Origin of the sequence: Mycobacterium hainanense (assembly GCF_041890355.1) — a bacterium.
GTDB classification, from domain to species: domain Bacteria; phylum Actinomycetota; class Actinomycetes; order Mycobacteriales; family Mycobacteriaceae; genus Mycobacterium; species Mycobacterium hainanense.
Genome location: NZ_CP169059.1, coordinates 4266147 through 4285963, shown reverse-complemented (window position 1 = coordinate 4285963; position 19817 = coordinate 4266147). Strand labels below are relative to the sequence as shown.

The window sequence follows — 19817 nt, the reverse complement described above, 5'->3', positions numbered from 1 at the left end:
GTTCACCTCACCGAGCCTACGGCGAATTACGAACCGAGTGCCTGCCCGATGAGGTCGCGGGCGCGGTCGAGCATCGACGCGAACGGTCCGAGAGCAAAATTCATCTTCGCCGACTCCACACCGGGATGCGGGTGCGTCGGCGCGATGGCCTGAGCCGCACGCACCGCCGCGCCCATCCGCTTGAGGTCGGCGTCGTCGACTTCCCGCTGCAGCACGGGGAACTCCTCGCTTTCCTCCTGTTGCGCATGCGCCAGCACGGCCTCGCGGAGCTTCTTGACCTCATCGATGAACTGCTGCGAGGTGACGTCGAGGTCCTCGATGCTCGACAGCAATTCCTTGGCCTCGTGCTCCTCTTTGAGTCGCGCGTCGACGATCGCGTCGCCCGCGTCGGCCTCCCGGCGCACGCGCGGGTGCACCACCATTTCCTCGGCCGTCTCGTGCACGGCCAGCAATTGACGCAGCGTCGCGAACGGCTTTTCCCGTGCCTGGGGATCGGATGCATGCAGCACCTCGTCGAACAGATCCTCGATGAGGTTGTGCTGCGCCTTCAGGAAGGCGACGACCTCCTCGGGCGATTCGACAATCATGTCGGCCATCGCCGGTACCTCCAGTGTTTTCGCGGATTCGGGATGCGCACGATGGGCTGTGTGCGCCTTCGCCACACATACCCGCTGCACAACCGCCTAAACGACGCCTGGGCGCGCGGGTGGTGAGTGCTTGCAGCGCAAGGTGTTTCGGTCAAGGGTGCCGACGATAACCAGATCCCCGTCAGGCGGCGGGCGCCTGACGGGGATCTGGAGGGGAGTTAGACGGTGCGGTCGCGGGTGGCCGGCCCGACGCCGGTGTCCGCGACATTGTTCCGGCGCTTGAGTCCGGCGAGTCCGCCCAGGCCGAGGAGGCCCACCAGGCCCCACAGCCCGCTCTTGTCGCTGTGCTGGTCGTTGCTGTTGTTGTTGTCCGCCAACGTAGTGGTGGTGGACGACGGCGCGGGCGCAGTCGAAATGGTGGCATTCGCGACACCGGCGCCACCGAACAGCAATGCTCCGGTGGCTGAAACGATTGCAATGGTCCTACGCATGTCTACTCCTCATTGGTTCTTTCTCGGTCGGAGCTCAGCGGCCTGACCGAGACGCAGTCGGGGGACCAGGTTGCTCTAGTCCCCGCGGGAAGCTACGCACGGTCAAGGCCGCAGCGAGCGAAGGAATAGCTACCCCGGGCGCCCTGGGTGAAACCCATTCCCAGCTAGTTTTCGTTTGCTGGCCAGGTCGGCCCCGGTTCCGGGCGGCAGCCACGAAAGAGATCTGCGTCACACGGATGAGGCCGATGTTATCGGCCGCGGGGCGAATGGGTAGCCGCTAAAAAGGCGCTTTCGTGCCGATCCAGAACATCAACGCAGGAGGCGAATTCTTCGAATGACTTCATCGGACAAGACGACGGTGCTTGCGCAGTTGCGTGCGCTTCACCAGCTGACCAACACCGAGATCCAGGTCGCGGAAACCCGCATCGCGCAGGCACGTACCGAGGCCGTTCAGCGTGAGCTCACGCAGAACGCGTCCAACGCCCGCGAGCGATCCGAGGCGATCGAGAAGGCCATCCGCGAGCTCGGCGGTGTTCCCGACGTCGTCGGCCCGCTCCTGGGCCGGGCGGCCGCGGCCCTCAAGGCCCTGACCGAGCAGGCGCAACCGTTCGACGAGGCGCTCCTGGGCGACCTAGCGCTGGAAGATCAGTTGCTGGACCGTTCCCGGTACCTGAAAGCCCTGGCGGTCGCGGCTCAACTTCCCGACATCGAGAGCCTGGCGACGCGGCTGATCACGGCGCACTCGGCGACCGTGGACTGGCTGACGACCGTGCTGGCCGAAGATGCGCTCGGCGGCCCCGCCGCGCTGCGCCGTACGCCGCTGCAGGCCGCGGCCGGTACCGCGGTGAAATTGGTGAACCTGCCGGTCGAATGGTCGGTCCGGGGGGTCGACAGGGCCGCGGACGCGCTGCGTTCGGCCCGGCCGACGTTCAACGAACTGGTGAGCCGGGGAGCGCACGCCGGTGACGTGGCGACCCGGGCGCTCGCCGCGTCGCGCAACGCCGCGCTCGAGGCGGCCGAGAAGGTCACCCGCAACGAAGGTGCGCGGCAGACGGCCGACGCTCTGCATGCGGCACGCGCCGCCGTGGGCGTCCTGGACGCCGACGAGCTGCCCATCGCCAACTACGACGAGCTCAACGTCAGCGAGGCCGTCGCCGAGGTGAAGGGGCTCGCGAATCCGAGCGACGTGCGGGCGATCATCGCCTACGAAGAAGCCAACAAGGGCCGCCAGCGGGTCGTGTCGGCCGCCCAAACGCGTCTCGCCGCGATCGCGCAAGAGGTCGTCGGCATCAACTAGCCCAGCAGTTCAACACCAGGCCGCCCGGGTGGGGGTTTCCTCCGCCCGGGCGGCCCGGCCTTTCTGTGCCCGGGGGGCATGCCCAACCGACCGTTTGGGGACATCGCTACGGTTAAGTCACCAGTCCGATATCGATAACCGCGAGAGACGCATGTACGACCAGGTCAACAGCAGCGCGACGGAGCCCGACGACGTCATCGGCTACCGCATCGATCCCGTTTTGGCCCGGAGTTGGCTCTTGGTCAACGGCGCGCACGCCGACCGGTTCCAATCCGCGGCGCACTCTAGGGCCGACATCGTCGTGCTCGACATCGAGGACGCCGTCGCCCCCAAAGACAAGCACGCCGCCCGCGACAACGTGGTGAGCTGGCTGGGCGCCGGCAACACCGACTGGGTCCGCGTCAACGGTTTCGGCACCCCGTGGTGGGCGGACGACCTCGCCGCGCTGTCCGGCACACCGGTCGGCGGGGTGATGCTGGCGATGGTCGAATCAGTGGACCATGTCACCGAGACCGCGCAGCGGCTGCCGAACGTGCCGATCGTGGCGCTGGTGGAAACGGCCCGCGGCCTGGAGCGCATCACCGAGATCGCCGCCGCGAAGGGCACGTTCCGGCTCGCCTTCGGCATCGGCGACTTCCGCCGCGATACCGGTTTCGGCGAAGACCCCAGCACGCTGGCCTACGCCCGGTCGCGTTTCACCATCGCCGCCAAGGCGGCGAGCCTGCCCAGCGCCATCGACGGACCCACGATCGGCTCCAACGCGCTGAAGTTGATCGAGGCCACCGCCGTCTCCGTGGAATTCGGGATGACGGGCAAAATCTGCCTCACCCCGGACCAATGCGCCGTGGTGAATGAGGGCCTGTCGCCATCGCAGGACGAAATCTCCTGGGCGAAGGAGTTTTTCGCCGAGTTCGAACGCGACGGGGGGGAAATCCGCAACGGATCGGACCTGCCGCGCATTGCGCGGGCTACCAAGATTCTCGAGCTGGCCCGCGCGTACGACATAGAATCGTCTGACTTCGACGACGAAGAACGGGATCATTCACCCGCGCCGTCGGACACCTATCACTACTGAGCGGCAGAGCGGGTCGAGATGAGCCTTGTGGTGGATTTTCATTTCGACCCGATGTGCCCGTTCGCCTATCAGACGTCGCTGTGGATCCGGGACGTTCGCGAGCAACTCGGCATCACCATCAACTGGCGATTCTTCAGCCTCGAGGAGATCAACCGGTCCGAGGGCCAGAAGCACCCCTGGGAGCGGGAGTGGTCGTACGGGTGGTCGTTGATGCGGATCGGCGCGCTGCTGCGCCGAACGGACATGGCGCTGCTGGACCAGTGGTACGCCGCGATCGGAAACGAACTGCACACGCTGGGCGGCAAACCGCACGACCGCGCCGTCGCCCGCCGCCTGCTGGGCGAGCTCGGGGCCGAGCCGTCGCTCCTCGATGCGGCGCTCGATGACCCGACCACCCACGACGAGATCCGCCACGACCATCAACGGGTAGTCGACGCCGGCGGCTATGGGGTGCCGACCCTGTTTTTGTTGGGGCAGTGCCTGTTTGGGCCGGTGTTGGTGGACCCGCCGGCCGGGCCCGAGGCCCTGACGCTGTGGAACGTCGTCACCGGCATGGCGGAGTTGCCGCACGTGTACGAGCTGCAGCGCCCCAAGTCGCAGGCCGATGCGGAGCTGATCGGCCGCGCGCTGCGTCCCTACCTGGATGGGCGCGATTGGGTCAGCATCAACCGCGGCGAGGTCGTCGATGTCCAGCGCCTCACCGGCCAGGCTTGACCCGGCTCAGGCCGCATGGCGCGCGATGGAGACCCCGATGCGGAATTCCATTTCGCTGATCGTGATCACCGGGGCGCGCGGCGGGGCCGTCGATCGGTAGGTCTTGCCCGTGGGCGTGGTGAATTGCGCGGTGTGGGTGTGGTTTTCGTCGACGGCGGCGCTCACCCGCCAACCCGCGCCCTCTTTGGCGTAGTTGCAACCCGCGCATAGGCCCAGGCCGTTGTCCGCGGTGGTCGGGCCGCCGGCGGCCCACGGTGCGCGTGGTCGCTGTGCCTGATGGGCGCGTCGCAGTAGGGCGTGCGGCAACGTTGGTCGCGCAGCGCGATGAACGCCGCCAGCCCGCGCGGAAAGATCCGTGCCCGTGACTCCATGGCCACCAGCGCCCCGGCCCGGGGGTGCGCGTAAAGCCTGCGCAGGGTCGCGCGCGAGCGCGAGTCGGTGGCGGCGCGGCTGACCATCGCGCGCGCCACCGTCGCCGGGATGGGGCCGTAGCCGGAGAGGTCGGCCGGCGCGTTGTCACCGCCCAGCAGCGTGTCGTCGGAGAGCACCAGGTTGACGGCGACGGGGGTGGGGACCGCTGCGCTGCGGCCGGTGACCCGCTCCACCAGGGTGTCGGCCATCAGCTGCCCGCGTGATCGCCCGTCGCCGCGCGTGTCCGCCTCGCGTCGCAGCGCCGCATACACCGAAACCCCTTGCGCCACAGGCAACAACGCGGTGAGATACGTCATCGTGTCGGGCGCGGGCCGAATGGTGACCGTGCGCTCCCGCTCCGCCCTGGCCGCACGATCGACGACGGCATGCGGGTCCAGGCGATAGGCGATCGCCTTAGCTGCCGCGGCCACTCGCGCATCGCCCATGCCGTCCAGGTTCGCCGGCTCGGAGCACAGTTCCGCGTCCAAGGTCCGCCGGTCCTCGACGTCCAGGCAGGCGCTCTCGCGCACGATTAGGGTCGCCCGCCATTCCGACAGCTGCCCACTTTCCAGCGCCGCCAGCGTGTGCGGCATCTCGTGCACCAGGGCTTTGGCGAAGCCCACGTGTCGCCCGCCCCGCGCCGGGGCATCGCGCCGCGCGAGCGCGACCTCGGTGGGCCACTCCGCGGCCACGCCGGGCGGCGGGTACGCCGGCGGCCGCCTCGGCACCTCGACGCGCCGCATCCAGCGCGGCCGTCGCGCGCGCCTGCCCGGCGGCGGCCGCCGACTTGGCCGCCTCCAGCTCCGCGATGCGCTCGATCAGCGCCGATTCGTCGGCATTCGGATCGATGACGTACAGTTCTTCGAACATATGTTCGACTATAGCACGCCAGGCGACAAGTCCGCTTACGCTGGCGGTGTGGGCGCCGGGAACCGGATCCGGGTGGCGCGGGTCTACGACGAGCTCACCCCGGACGACGGTCAGCGCGTGCTGGTCGACCGCATGTGGCCGCGAGGAGTGCGCAAGGGCGACCCGCGGGTCGGCATCTGGTCCAAGGACGTCGCGCCGTCCAACGAGCTCCGCAAGTGGTATCACCACCGGTCCGAACACTTCGACGAATTCGCCGAGCGCTACGAAGCGGAACTCGACGACAATCCGGCGTTCGAGGGACTGCGTGAGCTGGCCCGGCGCGGCGTCGTCACCCTGGTCACCGCGACCCGCGAGCCGGACATCAGCCATGCCGCTGTCCTCGCGGAGCTGCTGAAAAGCCACTGAACGCGTGAGACGATCGTGCGATGCAGCTGGGATTGCACGCCCTGGGGATCGGCTCCGGCGCCGATCGCGCCGTGATCGATGCCGTCGCGTCGACCGCGGACGGCTGCGGATTTGCCACGCTGTGGGCCGGCGAACACGTCGTCATGGTCGATCGACCCGCCTCCCGGTACCCGTACTCCGACGAGGGCGTCATTGCCGTTCCGGCACAAGCGGATTGGCTCGACCCGATGATCGCACTGAGCTTCGCCGCGGCGGCCTCATCCCGGATCGGGCTGGCGACTGGTGTCCTGCTATTGCCCGAGCACAATCCGGTGGTGGTGGCCAAGCAGGCCGCCAGCCTGGACCGGCTCGGCGGCGGGCGCCTGACCGTGGGCGTCGGGGTCGGCTGGTCCCGGGAGGAGTTCGCCGCGCTTTCGGTGCCGTTCGCCCGCCGCGGCGAGCGCGCCGCCGAATACGTTGCCGCCATGCGCGCGGTGTGGCGCGATGACGTCGCCTCGTTCGACGGTGAATTCGTCAGCTTCGACTCGATTCGGGTCAACCCCAAGCCGATCCGCGACCGCCACATCCCGATAGTGGTTGGCGGCAATAGTGATTCGGCGCTGCGGCGGGTGGCGACGTGGGGTGACGGCTGGTACGGCTTCAACCTCGACGGTGTCGAGGCCGTGCGCGGTCGCCTCGCCAAGCTGGAGCGGCTATGTGGCGAGGCGGGGCGTGACCGCGGGCAGCTGAGGCTGTCGGTGGCGCTGCGCGATCCGAGCGTCGCTGATCTCGGCGCCCTCGCCGATCTGGGCGTCGACGAATTGGTTCTGGTGGCGGCGCCGCCCGATCGCCCCGAGGCGGCGGCCGAGTGGGTTTCGGCACTGGCCGAACGGTGGATGGCGGGGGCGCCGGCGTGATTAACGACCCGATACTGCCGCGGGAGTTGACCGACGTCCGCGACGACGTCCGCGCCGTCCCGCCGCCGCCCATCCCGACCTTGCCCGAGCCCTACGGGTTGCGGCTGGCCGATCCGGACGCCGACGCCGACATGATCGCCGAGTGGATGAACCGGCCGCACCTAGTGGAAGCATGGGAGTCCGCCTGGCCGGCGGCGCGTTGGCGCCGCTACCTGCGGGCGCAACTCGACGGCGACTTCTCCCGACCGTTCGTCGCGACGCTCGACGCGGTGCCCCGAGGCTATATCGAGTTGTACAGGGCTGCAAAGGATTCCATTGCCAATCGGTATGACCACGATCCGCACGATCTAGGCTTGCACGTCGCGGTCGCCGATCTGGACTACATCAAGCGGGGTCACGTCAGTCACCTGTTGCCCCATTTGGTGGGCAGCATCCTGGGCCTCGACCCGCAATGCCGGCGCATCATGTTCGATCCGGACCACCGCAACGTCCTGGCGCGCACGTTCTGCGAACGGGGCGGCTGCGTCTTTCTCGGCGAGCACGACATGTCGAACCGGCGGATGGCGCTCTACGCGCTGCCCCGCACGCCCGACGACATCCCCGGCGGCTGATCAGAGCTGCTCGGCGATCCGCTGCCCCAGGAACGCGGCCGCCTCACCGAGTGCGACGCTAACCACGATGTTGGCCACCGCCGCGCGCAGCTGGCGCTCCTCGCCGAGCCGCTGAGTTTCCAGCATCCAGGTGGAAAACGTGGTGTAGGCGCCGACGAACGCGGTGCCGGCCAGCAGGGCCGCTTCCTTGCTCAGCACCAGGCCCCCGAGAAAGCCCAACAGCGCTGCGCCGCTGACGTTCACGGCCAACGTGCCCAACGGGAAGGATCGGGCCACCCGGCGGGCCACCGCGCGGTCGACCACGAAGCGCAGCACCGAACCGATGCCACCGATCAGTGCCACACCGACCCAGACCGCGACCGTCGTGCCCGCGCCGGCCGTCATCCGCGGACCCGGTCCCGGCGCACCAATTTGGTGGCCAGGTGTACGGCCAGCAGTCCCACCACGATGCTGGTGACGGTGTAGCCGACCGCCAGCGTCCAGTGGCCGTGCTCGACCATCCTGAGGGTCTCGACCTGCATTGTCGAGAAGGTCGTGAGCCCACCGCACAATCCCGTACCCAGAAGGGGCCGCCGATAACTCGACAATGGCAAGCGTTCGAGCAACCGGGTCGTGAAGTACCCGACTAGGAACGCGCCGACGATGTTCACCACGAACGTCGGCCACGGCCACCTCGCCGGGTCGCCGGCGGCGAGCGTGCCCAAACCCGCACGGGCCAGCGAGCCCAGCGCCCCGCCGGCGAAGACCGCGGCCAGCTCGCGAAAGTCGTGTGCCACGCGTGATCCCTTCCCCTGTGCAGGACTTACAGATGGGTGAATCCGGGACGTCAGAAAAGTACCTGACAAGTCAGCGACGTGTGTCGCGGGCAGAATTGGTAACCATGGCCCACCCCCGCGCCGGTCAGCCGGCCCAGCCCGAAGACCTTGTTGACCTGCCGCACCTGGTGACGGCCTACTACTCGATTGCGCCCGACCCCGACGACGTCGCTCAGCAGGTGGTGTTCGGCACGTCGGGCCATCGCGGCTCGGCGCTGAACGGGGCGTTCAACGAGGCCCACATCGTGGCGATCACCCAGGCCATCGTCGAGTACCGCGCCGCGCACGGCACCACGGGTCCACTGTTCATCGGCCGCGACACGCATGGCCTTTCCGAGCCGGCGTGGGTGTCGGCGCTGGAGGTGTTGGCCGCCAATGAGGTAGTGGCCGTCGTCGACAATGCCGACCGCTACACGCCGACACCGGCGGTCAGCCACGCGATTCTCAGCTACAACCGCGGGCGCACCGAGGGACTGGCCGACGGGATCGTCGTCACGCCGTCACACAACCCGCCCTCCGACGGCGGCTTCAAGTACAACCCGCCCAACGGCGGCCCGGCGGACACCGACGCGACCAACGCAATCGCCAAGCGCGCCAACGAGATTCTCCGCGACGGCTCCGGGGTGAAACGGGTGCCGTTCGCGCGAGCGCTGCAAGCCGTGCAGCGGCACGACTATCTGGGCAACTATGTCGACGACCTGCCAAGCGTCGTCGACATCGACGCGATCCGGGCGGCGGGGGTGCGGATCGGCGCGGACCCGCTCGGCGGTGCCAGCGTGGACTACTGGGGCGAGATTGCCCAGCGGCATGGGCTGGAACTGACCGTCGTCAACCCGCTGGTCGATGCGACGTGGCGGTTCATGACGCTCGACCACGACGGCAAGATCCGGATGGACTGCAGCTCGCCGGACGCGATGGCCTCGCTGATCGCCAACCGCGACCGGTACCAGATCGCCACCGGCAACGACGCGGACTCCGACCGGCACGGCATCGTCACGCCCGACGGCGGGCTGCTCAACCCGAACCACTATCTGGCGGTGGCCATCGATTACCTGTACACGCACCGGCCGTCGTGGCCGGATGGCATCGCCGTCGGCAAGACCGCGGTCAGTTCGTCGATCATCGACAGGGTGGTCACCGGCATCGGCCGCAAGCTCGTCGAGGTGCCCGTTGGGTTCAAATGGTTCGTCGACGGCCTGATCGGCGGCACCATCGGGTTTGGCGGCGAGGAGTCGGCGGGCGCGTCCTTCCTGCGGCGCGACGGCTCGGTATGGACCACCGACAAGGACGGCATCATCTTGGCGCTGCTCGCCTCCGAGATCCTGGCCGTCACCGGATTGACCCCGTCGCAGCGCTATCAGGAGCTGACCGCCGAGTACGGCACGCCGTTCTACGCGCGGGTGGACGCGCCGGCCGATCGTGATCAGAAAGCCCGGCTGGCCAAGCTTTCTCCCGAGCAGGTGACCGCGACCGAAGTGGCCGGCGAGCCGATCACCGCGAAACTCACCGCCGCGCCCGGCAACGGCGCCGCGCTGGGCGGATTGAAGGTGACGACCGCCAATGCTTGGTTTGCCGCGCGGCCGTCCGGCACCGAGGACGTGTACAAGATTTACGCGGAATCCTTCAATGGCCCCGAGCATTTGGCGGAGGTGCAGGAAGCCGCGCGCGAGGTGGTTAATAAAGTCATTGGGTGACCATTTCCCTCCGCCTCGCCCGTTCGGGGGGACGCGGCACCCGTCCTAGCCGACTGCCGCGCGAAGTTTGGATCCTCAGCTGGGCGAATGTGATGGTCGCGCTGGGCTACGGGGTGGTTTCCCCGGCGATGCCCGCCTTCGCCCATACCTTCGGGGTGAGCATCAAGGCGGTGACTTTTTTGGTCACCGTCTTTTCGTTGAGTCGGCTGTGTTTCGCGCCGGTCAGTGGCGTGCTGGTGCAGCGGCTGGGCGAGCGGCGGATTTACATCGGTGGTTTGCTGATCGTCGCGCTATCCACGATCGCGTGCGCGTATTCGCAGGCGTATTGGCAGCTGCTGCTTTTCCGCGCGATCAGCGGCATCGGGTCGACGATGTTCTACGTCTCGGCACTGGGACTGATGATCCACATCAGCCCGCCCGACGCGCGCGGACGGATCGCGGGGATGTTCACCACGTCGTTCATGGTGGGCGCCGTCGGCGGTCCGGCGATCGGCGGCCTGACGGCGGGATGGGGACTGACCGCTCCGTTCATCGTCTACGGCGTCGCCATGGTCGGCGTGGCGGTGGTGCTGTTCTACGGGCTGCGGAACTCCGAACTCGCCGCGCCCCCGCCGCCTACACGGTCGACGGTCACGATGCGGCAGGCGCTGCGGGTCCGCGCGTATTGGTCGGCGCTGCTGTCGAATTTCGCAACCGGCTGGGCGGCATTCGGTCTGCGCGTCGCGCTGGTGCCGCTGTTCCTGGCCGATGTCATGGGGGAGAGCGTCGGCGTCATCGGAGTGGCGTTGGCGGCCTTCGCGGCCGGAAACGCCGTCGCGGTCATTCCCAGCGGCTACCTGTCCGACCGGATGGGGCGGCGCACGTTGTTGATCGTCGGCCTGGCGACGTCCGGCGTGGCCACCGCCGCGCTGGGAATCGTGTCGTCGTTACCGGCCTTCATGGTCGCCGCGGCCATATCCGGTGCGACGACGGGCATCTTCATGTCACCGATGCAGGCCGCGGTGGCCGACATCCTCGGCAGCGAGGCGCGGGCGGGCATTCCGGTGGCGGCGGTCCAAATGCTGTCCGATCTGGGTGCCATCGTCGGATCCGTCACCGTCGGTTGGGCCGCCGAGAAGCTGAGCTTCGGCTGGGGCTTCGGGATCAGCGGGATCGTTCTGCTGATCGCCGCCTTTGGCTGGGTGCTGGCGCCGGAAACGCGGACGCTAGTCCACCCGGAGCACGGCCTGGCGGAGCCCGACGCCGACGGCGAGGCGGCCTGAACAGCGGCTTTGAACCGGGGTGGCGGTTGGTGTAGCTTCGATTGGCACGACTTGGGGCTATGGCGCAGCTGGTAGCGCACCACACTGGCAGTGTGGGGGTCAGGGGTTCGAGTCCCCTTAGCTCCACCAGGCAAGACGGCATTTGTTTTGGTACTCGGCAGGTCGTTTGACGACAGTTCTGACGACAGTTCAGGCACCAGCGGGTGCACAGTCCGCTTGCGAGTCAGTGAACTTATTTAACGGGTGTTGTTAGTTGCCGATACCCGGCGCGGCGATGGGCGCCGCCGCGGGCCTGATCAGCGCAAGCTCCCATCGCCGACGATTCCGCCTGTGTCACTACGCAGTTGGGGGGCAGTTGGGGTCCGATGACGACCACGCAGTGGCCCCCGACCGTCGTCGACTGCACGTCATTCGGGGTGCAGGTTCCGGCTCCCCGGACCTACAGGCGACCGCTACTTTTCGCAGGTGAATTGGCAGACGTCGGTCTGGCCTTGGCGAAACAGATTGGCGCACCCGGTCAGGTATTTCATATACCGGTCGTAGACCTCCTGCGACTGGATGGCAATGGCCTCGTCCTTATGAGCCTCCAGCGCCGAGGCCCACATGTCCAGGGTGCGGGCGTAATGCGGCTGCAGGCGCTGCACCCGAGTCACAGTGAACCGGCCCTCGGCGGCGCGCTCCTCCACCATCGGAATCGAGGGCAGCCGACCGCCGGGGAAGATCTCGGTCATGATGAACTTGATGAACCTGGCCAACTCGAAGCTGATCGGTATCCCCAGTTCCTTGGCCTCGGCCGGATTGAAACCAACGATGGTGTGCAGCAGCATCACTCCATCAGCGGGCAACACGTCATAGGCCATTGTGAAGAAGTCCGGGTAGCGATCGTGCCCGAAGTGCTCGAACGCACCAATGGACACGATGCGGTCGACGGGCTCGTCGAACTGCTCCCAGCCCTGCAGCAGAACCCGCCTGGATCGCGGACTGTCCAGCTCGTCGAACATCTTTCGGACGTGTTCGGCCTGGTTCTTGCTCAGTGTCAGGCCGATGACGTTGACGTCGTACTGCTCGACCGCCCGGCGCATGATCGCCCCCCAGCCACAGCCCACGTCGAGCAACGTCATGCCCGGTTGCAACCCGAGCTTTCCAAGCGCGAGGTCGATCTTCGCGTTCTGCGCCTCTTCAAGCGTCATATCGTCGCGCTCGAAATACGCGCAACTGTAGGTCCGGGTCGGATCTAAGAACAGTGCGAAGAAGTCGTCCGACAGGTCATAGTGCGCCTGCACGTCGTCGAAATGCGGTTCCAACTCTTTCGGCAAGCGACAACACCTTTCTGTGAGCGAGGGCTACATCCCGGCAGCAATCGGACCGGCTCGCAAATCATCGGCGCCGCAATCCGTCTTGGCGCACCGATGTACCCGCACACTAGTACATCGGTGTACCGGAATCCCACAGCGGGGACCTATCATCGGGTGGCGAAAAGGAGCTGAGGTGGACACGGTGGTGGACGGCGCAGGGCTCGGCGATAGCGAGATCCGGCACTACCGACGCCGCATCCTGGACGCCATGGCGGAGTGCATCGCCGAGGTTGGCTACGGGCAGACGATGGTGGCCGATGTCGTGCGGCGGGCGAAGACCTCGAAGACGAAGTTTTATGCGGAGTTCACTGACCGTGAAGCGTGTCTGGTCGCCCTGCTGTCGGAGACCAACGACGCCAACCTGGCCGCGGTGGCCGCCGCGGTGGACCAACCGCGCCGTGGCAAACCCAGGTACGCCAAGCGGTGGAGGCGTGGTTCGACTGGACCGAACGGCGTCGCCACCTCACCCTGACCTGGATTCGTGATGTGCCCGCGTTGGGAGCTTCGGCACGATCGCCACAACGAGCCGCCATGGGCCGCTTCGTCGAACTGGTTCGCAAGATGAGCGACACCGATGAACTGAAGTCCATCGGTATCGATCCCGTCAAAATCATTGCGACAACTGTTGACTGGTTCTGCTGCGCCTTTCACCCTGACGACGGCTTCGCGACGACGCCCGCTTGTTGGCTGCCACCCTCCATTTACGAGGTGTCTGGCCCCCTTAGCTCCACCAGGCTTGGCCCGCGCGGTTTACCGGTGGGTCCAGAAGCTGCACATGACGGCGACCCGGCGGATTTGGTGCGTCAGGGTTGGCGGTCGATCAGGTCGACGATCGCCCGTTGGGCCTCGCCGACTTCGAGGGGCAGTGTGGCGAACATTTCGGCGATCATCATCGCGACAGGAGTCGTCCACAGCAGCATGCCGATGGCCACCGCGTTCTGGCCGCCATGACTGGTTTGCAACCGCCGGGTCAGACGAGCGAGAGCTGCGCCGAGTCGCTCCATGTGCCGGCTGTCGAGTCCGGAACGCAGCTCTTTGGTCGATATAAGGATCTCTAGACCGGCCATCGCTTTGGGGTTGGCGAACGCTTCCCATGCGCCCCGCACCAAGTCGGTGGTCTCGATCGGTTGAGTTGGGTCGGACAACGCTTCGAGCGAGGCGACCAGGCGATCGACCGCGTCGTCGATGACTGCGATCAGCAGGCCGTCACGGTCGCCGAAGTGGTGCTGGATGACGCCCCACGTCACCCCGGCGCGGTCGATGATATGTCGTGTGCTAGCGGCCGAGAATCCTTCTTCGCGGATGCAACGGACCGTTTCGTCGATGAGGCGTTCACGTGTGCGATCACCACGTTCACGGCGACCGGTCGTGGGACGGTCGGGACTCCTGCGCCCACTCATTGCCGCGCGCCCCGCCTAGCGTGTCGCCTCATCCGTAGCACCTTATGACACCGGTGTGCGTCGACTGGTCGCGCACGCGTGCTGCCGGTGCGGATGATTACCCTTGCCATTCAAACATGGCATATGCCATGCTAGCAAAGACGTGAGTAGTGCTTGACCCAAACGTCAGTCGTCAGCTGAAGCGACGGGTCCGTCGGCACTTGTTACTGAATGTGACTGCTGTCAGTGGACGTTCGCGGAATTCGTCTCCGGCAGGCCAGTCCGCCACGTACATGGAGGTATGAGTTGACGGAGACGATCCCCCAGGATGGCAAACGCGTTTCGTCGAGCAAGCGCGGGCTCTCCTCACTGCAAAAATCCCTCTTCGGCATCCTGGCGTTCTTCTTCGTCATCCATGTTGTCTTCTGGTACCTCGAATTCCATGCCGGGGTGTCGCATGTCGTCGCATCCACGACGTTGGTGGTCTTTGTCGTCGGCTGCTTCGTGACCGCGCTTGCGCTTCCGTGGTTACCCCTTCCGGGACAACGCGATTGGACAAGAACGCAACGGCTGGGTGCGATGGTGATTGTGTGGGTGTTCATCGCCCTGACGCCTCGGTTCATCTGGGAGCTCCCGTGGCTTCTGTTCTTCGATCAGATCCGAGCAGGCGTTGAAAGCGGCGCGCTCTGGAGCTACATGTGGTCGCCCATTCTCCTGGGCGGGGACGCACGCTATTTGAACGGTGACCCGCTCATCGTGGTCCTTGAGTGGATCGCGTTCTTCATCGGTATGTTCGAAGCGTATGCCATGGTGCAATTCTTCCGAAATGGCAAGCGATTCACCAGCACTCAACTCTCCTTCATCATGGGCGGAATGATCGTGGAGGTCACGTTGCCGGCGGTCTACTTCGGCGTGGAGATCGCGAACAATATGCAAAGCATGACAAGCCCGCTCGAGATGTGGGTCAAGTTCGTGGTCCTGAACCTGTTGTGGTGCACCATGCCCCTCGTCACCTATTTTTGGGGCGTGCGCAGATTGACTCGCCAAGATCTCGCTGTGGCATTCTAGCTCTCTGCTGTCGACCGCTCAGCATCATTAGTCCCACGACCACCGAGATCGACCGCTGCCGTCGAGAATGCGCTCCGCCCCGACGAGGTCGCGGAAGAACGCCGGCCTGGTTGGTAGTCCCCGGTTGGGTGGAGTGTCTGCTGCGATCATCGGTTCCGCGGAAAGTGGTATCAACCCGGTATCATTCTCTCCATGGGAATGACTTTGCGGCCCAGTGAGCAACAAGCGGAGGCGCTGCGACGGCAGGCCGCTGTTGAAGGCCGTTCGATGCAGGCTGTTGCGCTGTCTGCCATCGACGAGTACATCGCCCGGCGAGCGCACAAGGCCAAGGTCGCCGCGGCGCTGCAACGTGTCGTCCGTGAGGAGGCCGGGGTTTTGGAACGTCTTAAAGACGCGTGACCGAGTTCCTGGATCTCGAAGATTTGCTGGACATTGCCCGAGCGGCCGTCGGGAACGATGTCGTGGTCGGGGACTACGGCTTGCTTGAATCGGCTCTGGCACGGCCTCGCGCCAGAGTGTTCGGCCAGGATGCCTATCCGGATCTTTATTTGAAGGCCGCCGCACTGTTGCACTCCCTGGCCCGAAATCATGCGCTGGTGGACGGCAACAAGCGACTCGCTTGGACAGCCTGTCGGACCTTCCTGGCCATCAACGCTCACTGGATTAGTGCGTCCGAGGACGAGCGCTTTGATTTCGTGATCAAGGTCGCCACTGGTGCAATGACCGGTCTGGACGAGATCGCGCAACGACTGCGCAGTTGGAGCTACCAGGAGGGGTGAGCTGTCCGGTGGGCAACCAGGACTTGTGAAGTTTGACTGGCTCCGCCGATACGTCGCGGAGGTCCACCGCCACATCCGCGCGCCCGCTGATGGGGGCGATCAGGGCTCGTCTTCGGCGGGGGAGTCATCCTCTTTGGCCAGGTGGTGCAGGACCCGTTCGTTGAGAGCGGTGAGCGGGTCGAGCTCCGCCGGGGAAAGCAGATCGATGAATTTGCGGCGGACGTCTTCTACGTGGCGGGGTGCCGCCTTCTCGATGGCGGCGCGGCCGGCCGGCAGCAGGCAGACCATGGTGCTGCGGGCGTCGTCGGGGTTGGGCTCGCGGCAGATCAGCCCGTCCTCCTGCATGCGCCGCACCTGGTGGGAGACCCGGCTCTTCTCCCAGCCCAGTGTGTTGCACATGTCGTGCGCGGGCATGCGGTCCCCCTCGTACTCCGAAAGCACCGCCAGGATCTCGTAGTCGGCCGCGGAAAGGATGTTTGAGGCACCGGACGCAGCGAAGCTCACGCCCCGAGGCTCGGGAATTTCTCGGAAATTGTCCCGGTCGCATAGTCCTCGGGGGCAGTTGAGGATGCGCGACTAGGTATATTTCGCTCATCCTGCCGGAGCCGAGCAACCGAACGATTCTGTAACCCGCGAAGACGGTGCAGGATCCAAAGACATGGAGGCCTGGTATTTCGCGCTCATCGTCAGCTAACGGATTTCGCCACCGCGCCGTTCAACGCAAACACGGAGTTTTTGGGGGGCGTGCACATATCTACGTCCCCCTACCTCGGGCACCGGCCCTGTCGTTTTGCTCGGCCAAGCATGCATCCGCTGTGCCAGAGCGGCTTTCGAGTTGTCGAGCGACCGTGGCCGCCCAACGGACTGTCCGCGTGCTCGACGCGCCTCACGCGCCGCACTACGCCCTTCGCCTTCAAATTTGAGTTCAAGTTCGGTAATGCTGGCCAGCACGCCCGTCGCCATACTGCACGTGGCGTTTGACGTGTTAATGCCCTCACGGACCGACCCCAGAATGATGATGCGGTCACGCAGGTCCTGCTCATGGCTATAACCTCGGCGGCATTTCCGCCCAAGTTGGTCGATTCCAACCACGGCGATTGCGTCGCCGGGGGTGCGCGTATTCGATGCCGCCGTAACGGTCGAACTGCACGGCCTAGGCCATCAGATGCCCAGCACGTGCCCGGCCGCACCGGGCGGCCCATTCCTGTAGCGACCCGTCGCGGCCGTGCAATTCGGCGCCGCGGGATGAGACGGGACCGGATCGACCGTGCTCACCTTGCGCGTGGGGTCAGAGCGCTCCGCGCTCGATAGCAATGCGCCGCGCGAATTGTGCGTACGTGGTGGGTGGGCGATTGAGCAGTCGCGGCAAGTCGTCGAGATCGCCGGCCGGCAGACCGTGGCCGTCGTAGTAGGTCATCATCGTGACGTATGCATTTCGCGCTTCACGTGGCCAGCTGTTGATACCGCGGGCATTGGAGGCTTCACGCAGGCCCCGAATCACCTCAGGCAGCGCCCTGAGCCCGACGTTGCGCAGCGAGTCGAACACGATGGTGGGCAGGCTCGAGGCGGCGGCAAGGGGATTGTTCACCGCGTCCGGCGGCAGCCGCACGGCAGTGACGTTGTGTCCGAGTGTTTTGGCCCAGATCTCGGCCATCTGGTCGCGGGTGAGTTCTTGGGCCGACAGGTCATAGGTTTTGCCGATGTGGTCATCGGGTCGGGCGAGCACATTGGCAGCGACCTCGGCGACGTCCTCGACGTCGACGACCCCCATGACGCTGCTCGTCGATACCGGGTAGGGCGCCAGTCCAGCCAAAATGAACTGCCAGAACTCCAGGTAGTTCTGCATGTAGTGCGACGGGCGCAATATGGTGAACGGGATCTGGGATTTGTGAAGCAAATCTTCGACCAGAAGCTTCTGGTGGTGGTGCACCAATTCCTTGATGTCGGGGTGGATGACCGAATGAAATGCGATGTGTTCCACGCCCGCTGCGCCGGCCGCTTTGATCAGCACCTCAGCAATGGGAACTTCATCGATCACCTGGGTCGGAGCCACGTGATAGACCTGCCGAACACCGACGAGCGCCCGCTCGAGGTCAGCGGTGGCGCGTAGATCGCCGACGGCGATCTCGGCGGCCCCGTCGGTCCGCGAGAGTTGGGCCTGGGCGCTGTTTTTGACGAACGCGCGGACCTTCAGGCCGCGCACGGTGAGCCCGCGCACCAGCGGGCGGCCCACCCCGCCGGCAGCGCTGATAACCAGGATCATGACTGTGGCCCCGTGACGGCAAGCGCCTTGCGGTCGAAAGCTAGGAGCGGATGCCCGCCGCTGCGCGGCGTGTCCCGGTCGTGTGCGGTACTCATGAATCTCCCGTCGTTAGAAGGTGTGGCCCGATCCCACATAGGAACGGGAAGGGACGTGATGGCGTCGGTTATTGCAGTGGCAGGGTGGCTACGGCCGCACTCCCGTCGTCTGAGCCGGGGGTCGGCGGCATCGGATGGAGCATGCGAGCCACAATCGGGATCAATAACCGGCGTGGGGTGAGCCCCGCGATCCGGGCGTTGATGGCGTTAGCCCGCCCAGAGACCACGTAGGGCGGCGCGGAGCGTCGGTCAAGGGCGCGCATTCCGGTCGTAACGACCTGTTCGGGCGATTGCATCGCGCCGGTGACGGCGGCGTTTTCGCCGATGACGTTGAAGAATTCGGTGCGGGTCGGTCCGGGCGCGAGCGTCACCACTTTCACGTTGTGCTGTCTAGCCTCAAACCACAACGATTGGGAAAAGCTGTGCACGAACGCTTTCGCCGCTGAATACACCGCGAGAGTGGGAACCGGCTGAAACGCCGTGGTGCTCGTGACGTTGATGATGGCGCCGCGTCGGCGCTGCGCCATTGGCGCGAGGAATGCGTGGCACAGATCGACCATGGCGCTGACGTCGACGGCGATCACTCGGGCGAATTCGTCGCCGTCGCCGTCGAGGAACGGGCCTTGGGCGGCGAATCCGGCGTTGTTGACCAGCAAGTCGACCTCGCCGGGGACGCGTTCGCGCAGCCGGCCCCCCGGCCGGCTCACTGAAAGATCGAATTCGACTGTCTCGCAACGCACCGAATAGGTCTGGCTTAGCTGTGTCGCCAGCCGGTCGAGCCGCTCTTTGCGGCGTGCAACCAAGACAAGGTCAGAGCCCCGGGAAGCCAGCGCGTGCGCGAACGCCTCGCCGATGCCAGAGCTGGCGCCGGTGACCAGTGAGCGCGCGGGTTTAAATGACATCATCCTCCTGTCTGTGGCGCCGGCTTGCGCTGTCGCGACTTAGGCGATTTCTTCGCCGGGCTGACCGGCTTGCGGCAGGCTCACAGCATGAATTCGCCGCCGTTGACATGAATGACCTGACCGGTCACGAACTTGCCGGACTCGCCAGCGACAAACAGACACGCCTCCGCGATGTCTTCGGGATCGCCGGCCTTCTTGATGGCCAGGCGCTGGGCGATCGCTTCGATGTCCACGTGCGTGTACTGCGACTCGTCACGAATGGTGTTGATGGCGCCGGGTGCAACGGTGTTGCAGGTAATGCCCCACACTCCCGCTTCCCGCGCGACGGCTTTGGTCAGTCCGTGCATGCCGGCCTTGGCCGCCACGTTGTGTGCGCGTTGAGAGATATGCCCGGTCCAGGCATCGTAACCGGCGATGTTGATGATGCGACCCCACCCGCGCTGCCGCATGCCCGGCAGTACGTAATGGACGACATAGAACGCCGAGTTGAGATTGTAGTTGATGGTTTCCTGCCAGTCGGCGATGGAAATCTCGTCCAGTGGTTGACGTTTGCGCCGCCCGACGTTGTTGACGGCGATATCGATCGAGCCGAAACGCGCGGCGCCCTCGGCAATCATGGATGCAACCGCGTCGGGGTCGGCCACGTCGGCCATGATGCCGATCGCCGTGCCGCCGAAGCTCTCGATCTCGCGCACGGTGTCGTCGACGGCGCTTCTGTCCTGATGTCCGTTTACGATGACGTTCGCACCCTCATGGGCGAACAGCACAGCGATGGCGCGTCCGATGTTGCGGCCCGACCCGGTGATCAGTGCGGTGCGTCCTTCGAGGCGATGGCTCATATTCGTTCC

General features: G+C 65.9%; 22 protein-coding genes, 1 tRNA gene and 3 pseudogenes. 13 read left to right on the top strand and 13 right to left on the bottom strand.

What is annotated here, in order from left to right; genetic code table 11:
• Positions 1-26 precede the first annotated feature (26 nt).
• Together ACEL92_RS20015 and ACEL92_RS20010 are read right to left on the bottom strand one after the other, a co-directional pair.
• Positions 27-596, bottom strand: a complete 570-nt coding sequence (locus tag ACEL92_RS20015) for a hemerythrin domain-containing protein (RefSeq protein ID WP_374022404.1) — start codon at positions 594-596, stop codon at positions 27-29.
• Between the two features lie 209 nt (positions 597-805).
• Entirely contained in the window at positions 806-1078 is a 273-nt protein-coding gene (locus ACEL92_RS20010) for a WGxxGxxG family protein (RefSeq protein ID WP_374022403.1), read from the bottom strand.
• 334 nt (positions 1079-1412) lie between these two features.
• Here ACEL92_RS20010 and ACEL92_RS20005 point away from each other — a divergent pair, with 334 nt between their 5' ends.
• The 3 genes from ACEL92_RS20005 (at position 1413) to ACEL92_RS19995 (ending at position 4164) form a co-directional block, all read left to right on the top strand.
• Positions 1413-2375: a ferritin-like domain-containing protein gene (locus ACEL92_RS20005; RefSeq protein WP_374022402.1), complete on the top strand. Its 963-nt coding sequence runs from the start codon at positions 1413-1415 to the stop codon at positions 2373-2375.
• A 151-nt stretch (positions 2376-2526) separates the two neighbouring features.
• Positions 2527-3450 (top strand): CoA ester lyase, encoded by a 924-nt coding sequence (locus tag ACEL92_RS20000; protein WP_374022401.1) that lies wholly within the window; start codon positions 2527-2529, stop codon positions 3448-3450.
• A gap of 18 nt (positions 3451-3468) precedes the next feature.
• A complete protein-coding gene (locus tag ACEL92_RS19995; RefSeq protein WP_374022400.1) occupies positions 3469-4164 on the top strand; it encodes a DsbA family protein in 696 nt (231 codons plus the stop codon).
• 6 nt (positions 4165-4170) lie between these two features.
• Here ACEL92_RS19995 and ACEL92_RS19990 read toward each other — a convergent pair.
• Positions 4171-5445: pseudogene (locus ACEL92_RS19990) on the bottom strand (DUF222 domain-containing protein).
• Positions 5446-5493: 48 nt separating this feature from the next.
• On the opposite strand from ACEL92_RS19990, the gene ACEL92_RS19985 reads away from it, so the two are divergent.
• Genes ACEL92_RS19985 through ACEL92_RS19975 form a run of 3 tightly spaced genes read left to right on the top strand, consistent with a single transcriptional unit; the run spans position 5494 to position 7357 of the window.
• Positions 5494-5850 carry a DUF488 domain-containing protein gene (locus ACEL92_RS19985; RefSeq protein WP_374022399.1) on the top strand — a complete coding sequence of 119 codons (357 nt, stop codon included), beginning with the start codon at positions 5494-5496 and terminating at the stop codon, positions 5848-5850.
• Positions 5851-5870: 20 nt separating this feature from the next.
• Positions 5871-6746 carry an LLM class F420-dependent oxidoreductase gene (locus ACEL92_RS19980; protein ID WP_374022398.1) on the top strand — a complete coding sequence of 292 codons (876 nt, stop codon included), beginning with the start codon at positions 5871-5873 and terminating at the stop codon, positions 6744-6746.
• Positions 6743-7357, top strand: a complete 615-nt coding sequence (locus tag ACEL92_RS19975) for a GNAT family N-acetyltransferase (protein ID WP_374022397.1) — start codon at positions 6743-6745, stop codon at positions 7355-7357. Before ACEL92_RS19980 ends, ACEL92_RS19975 begins: the two co-directional genes overlap by 4 nt.
• On the opposite strand, the gene crcB (ACEL92_RS19970) is transcribed toward ACEL92_RS19975, so the two are convergent.
• Together crcB (ACEL92_RS19970) and crcB (ACEL92_RS19965) are read right to left on the bottom strand one after the other, a co-directional pair.
• Positions 7358-7741, bottom strand: coding sequence for a fluoride efflux transporter CrcB (gene crcB / locus ACEL92_RS19970; RefSeq protein ID WP_374022396.1), 384 nt, complete (start codon positions 7739-7741; stop codon positions 7358-7360). It lies immediately after the preceding gene.
• Positions 7738-8133 (bottom strand): fluoride efflux transporter CrcB, encoded by a 396-nt coding sequence (gene crcB, locus ACEL92_RS19965; RefSeq protein WP_374022395.1) that lies wholly within the window; start codon positions 8131-8133, stop codon positions 7738-7740. The genes crcB (ACEL92_RS19970) and crcB (ACEL92_RS19965) overlap by 4 nt, the downstream gene beginning before the upstream one ends.
• Positions 8134-8237: 104 nt before the next feature.
• On the opposite strand from crcB (ACEL92_RS19965), the gene pgm reads away from it, so the two are divergent.
• From pgm to ACEL92_RS19950, 3 genes are all read left to right on the top strand, one after another.
• Entirely contained in the window at positions 8238-9866 is a 1629-nt protein-coding gene (gene pgm, locus ACEL92_RS19960; protein WP_374022394.1) for a phosphoglucomutase (alpha-D-glucose-1,6-bisphosphate-dependent), read from the top strand.
• A 92-nt stretch (positions 9867-9958) separates the two neighbouring features.
• The gene (locus tag ACEL92_RS19955) at positions 9959-11128 is read left to right on the top strand and encodes an MFS transporter (RefSeq protein WP_374026297.1); all 1170 of its coding nucleotides are present in this window, start codon (positions 9959-9961) and stop codon (positions 11126-11128) included.
• Positions 11129-11181: 53 nt separating this feature from the next.
• Positions 11182-11257 (top strand) — tRNA-Ala (locus tag ACEL92_RS19950).
• A gap of 323 nt (positions 11258-11580) precedes the next feature.
• Here ACEL92_RS19950 and ACEL92_RS19945 read toward each other — a convergent pair.
• Positions 11581-12444 (bottom strand): cyclopropane mycolic acid synthase family methyltransferase, encoded by an 864-nt coding sequence (locus ACEL92_RS19945; protein ID WP_374022393.1) that lies wholly within the window; start codon positions 12442-12444, stop codon positions 11581-11583.
• 172 nt (positions 12445-12616) lie between these two features.
• On the opposite strand from ACEL92_RS19945, the gene ACEL92_RS19940 reads away from it, so the two are divergent.
• On the top strand, positions 12617-12955 hold the full coding sequence (locus tag ACEL92_RS19940; RefSeq protein ID WP_374022392.1) for a TetR/AcrR family transcriptional regulator: 339 nt from the start codon (positions 12617-12619) through the stop codon (positions 12953-12955).
• Positions 12956-13286: 331 nt separating this feature from the next.
• Here the strand turns inward: ACEL92_RS19940 and ACEL92_RS19935 are convergent, their stop codons facing one another.
• Positions 13287-13730 carry a hypothetical protein gene (locus ACEL92_RS19935; protein ID WP_374026432.1) on the bottom strand — a complete coding sequence of 148 codons (444 nt, stop codon included), beginning with the start codon at positions 13728-13730 and terminating at the stop codon, positions 13287-13289.
• A pseudogene (locus ACEL92_RS19930) lies at positions 13731-13883 on the bottom strand (TetR/AcrR family transcriptional regulator); the annotation flags it as partial.
• Between the two features lie 285 nt (positions 13884-14168).
• Here ACEL92_RS19930 and ACEL92_RS19925 point away from each other — a divergent pair.
• From ACEL92_RS19925 to ACEL92_RS19915, 3 genes are all read left to right on the top strand, one after another.
• Positions 14169-14930 (top strand): hypothetical protein, encoded by a 762-nt coding sequence (locus tag ACEL92_RS19925; protein ID WP_374022391.1) that lies wholly within the window; start codon positions 14169-14171, stop codon positions 14928-14930.
• Between the two features lie 192 nt (positions 14931-15122).
• Positions 15123-15329, top strand: coding sequence for a CopG family transcriptional regulator (locus ACEL92_RS19920; protein ID WP_374022390.1), 207 nt, complete (start codon positions 15123-15125; stop codon positions 15327-15329).
• A complete protein-coding gene (locus ACEL92_RS19915; RefSeq protein WP_374022389.1) occupies positions 15326-15709 on the top strand; it encodes a type II toxin-antitoxin system death-on-curing family toxin in 384 nt (127 codons plus the stop codon). The genes ACEL92_RS19920 and ACEL92_RS19915 overlap by 4 nt, the downstream gene beginning before the upstream one ends.
• 99 nt (positions 15710-15808) lie before the next feature.
• Here the strand turns inward: ACEL92_RS19915 and ACEL92_RS19910 are convergent, their stop codons facing one another.
• From ACEL92_RS19910 to ACEL92_RS19890, 5 genes and pseudogenes are all read right to left on the bottom strand, one after another.
• Entirely contained in the window at positions 15809-16213 is a 405-nt protein-coding gene (locus ACEL92_RS19910) for a MarR family winged helix-turn-helix transcriptional regulator (RefSeq protein WP_374022388.1), read from the bottom strand.
• Positions 16214-16399: 186 nt separating this feature from the next.
• Positions 16400-16813, bottom strand: a pseudogene (locus tag ACEL92_RS19905) (recombinase family protein); the annotation flags it as partial.
• Positions 16814-16997: 184 nt separating this feature from the next.
• Positions 16998-17972, bottom strand: a complete 975-nt coding sequence (locus tag ACEL92_RS19900) for an NmrA family NAD(P)-binding protein (protein ID WP_374022387.1) — start codon at positions 17970-17972, stop codon at positions 16998-17000.
• 163 nt (positions 17973-18135) lie between these two features.
• On the bottom strand, positions 18136-18969 hold the full coding sequence (locus ACEL92_RS19895) for an SDR family NAD(P)-dependent oxidoreductase (RefSeq protein ID WP_374022386.1): 834 nt from the start codon (positions 18967-18969) through the stop codon (positions 18136-18138).
• Positions 18970-19049: 80 nt separating this feature from the next.
• Positions 19050-19808: an SDR family NAD(P)-dependent oxidoreductase gene (locus ACEL92_RS19890; RefSeq protein WP_374022385.1), complete on the bottom strand. Its 759-nt coding sequence runs from the start codon at positions 19806-19808 to the stop codon at positions 19050-19052.
• Positions 19809-19817 lie beyond the last annotated feature (9 nt).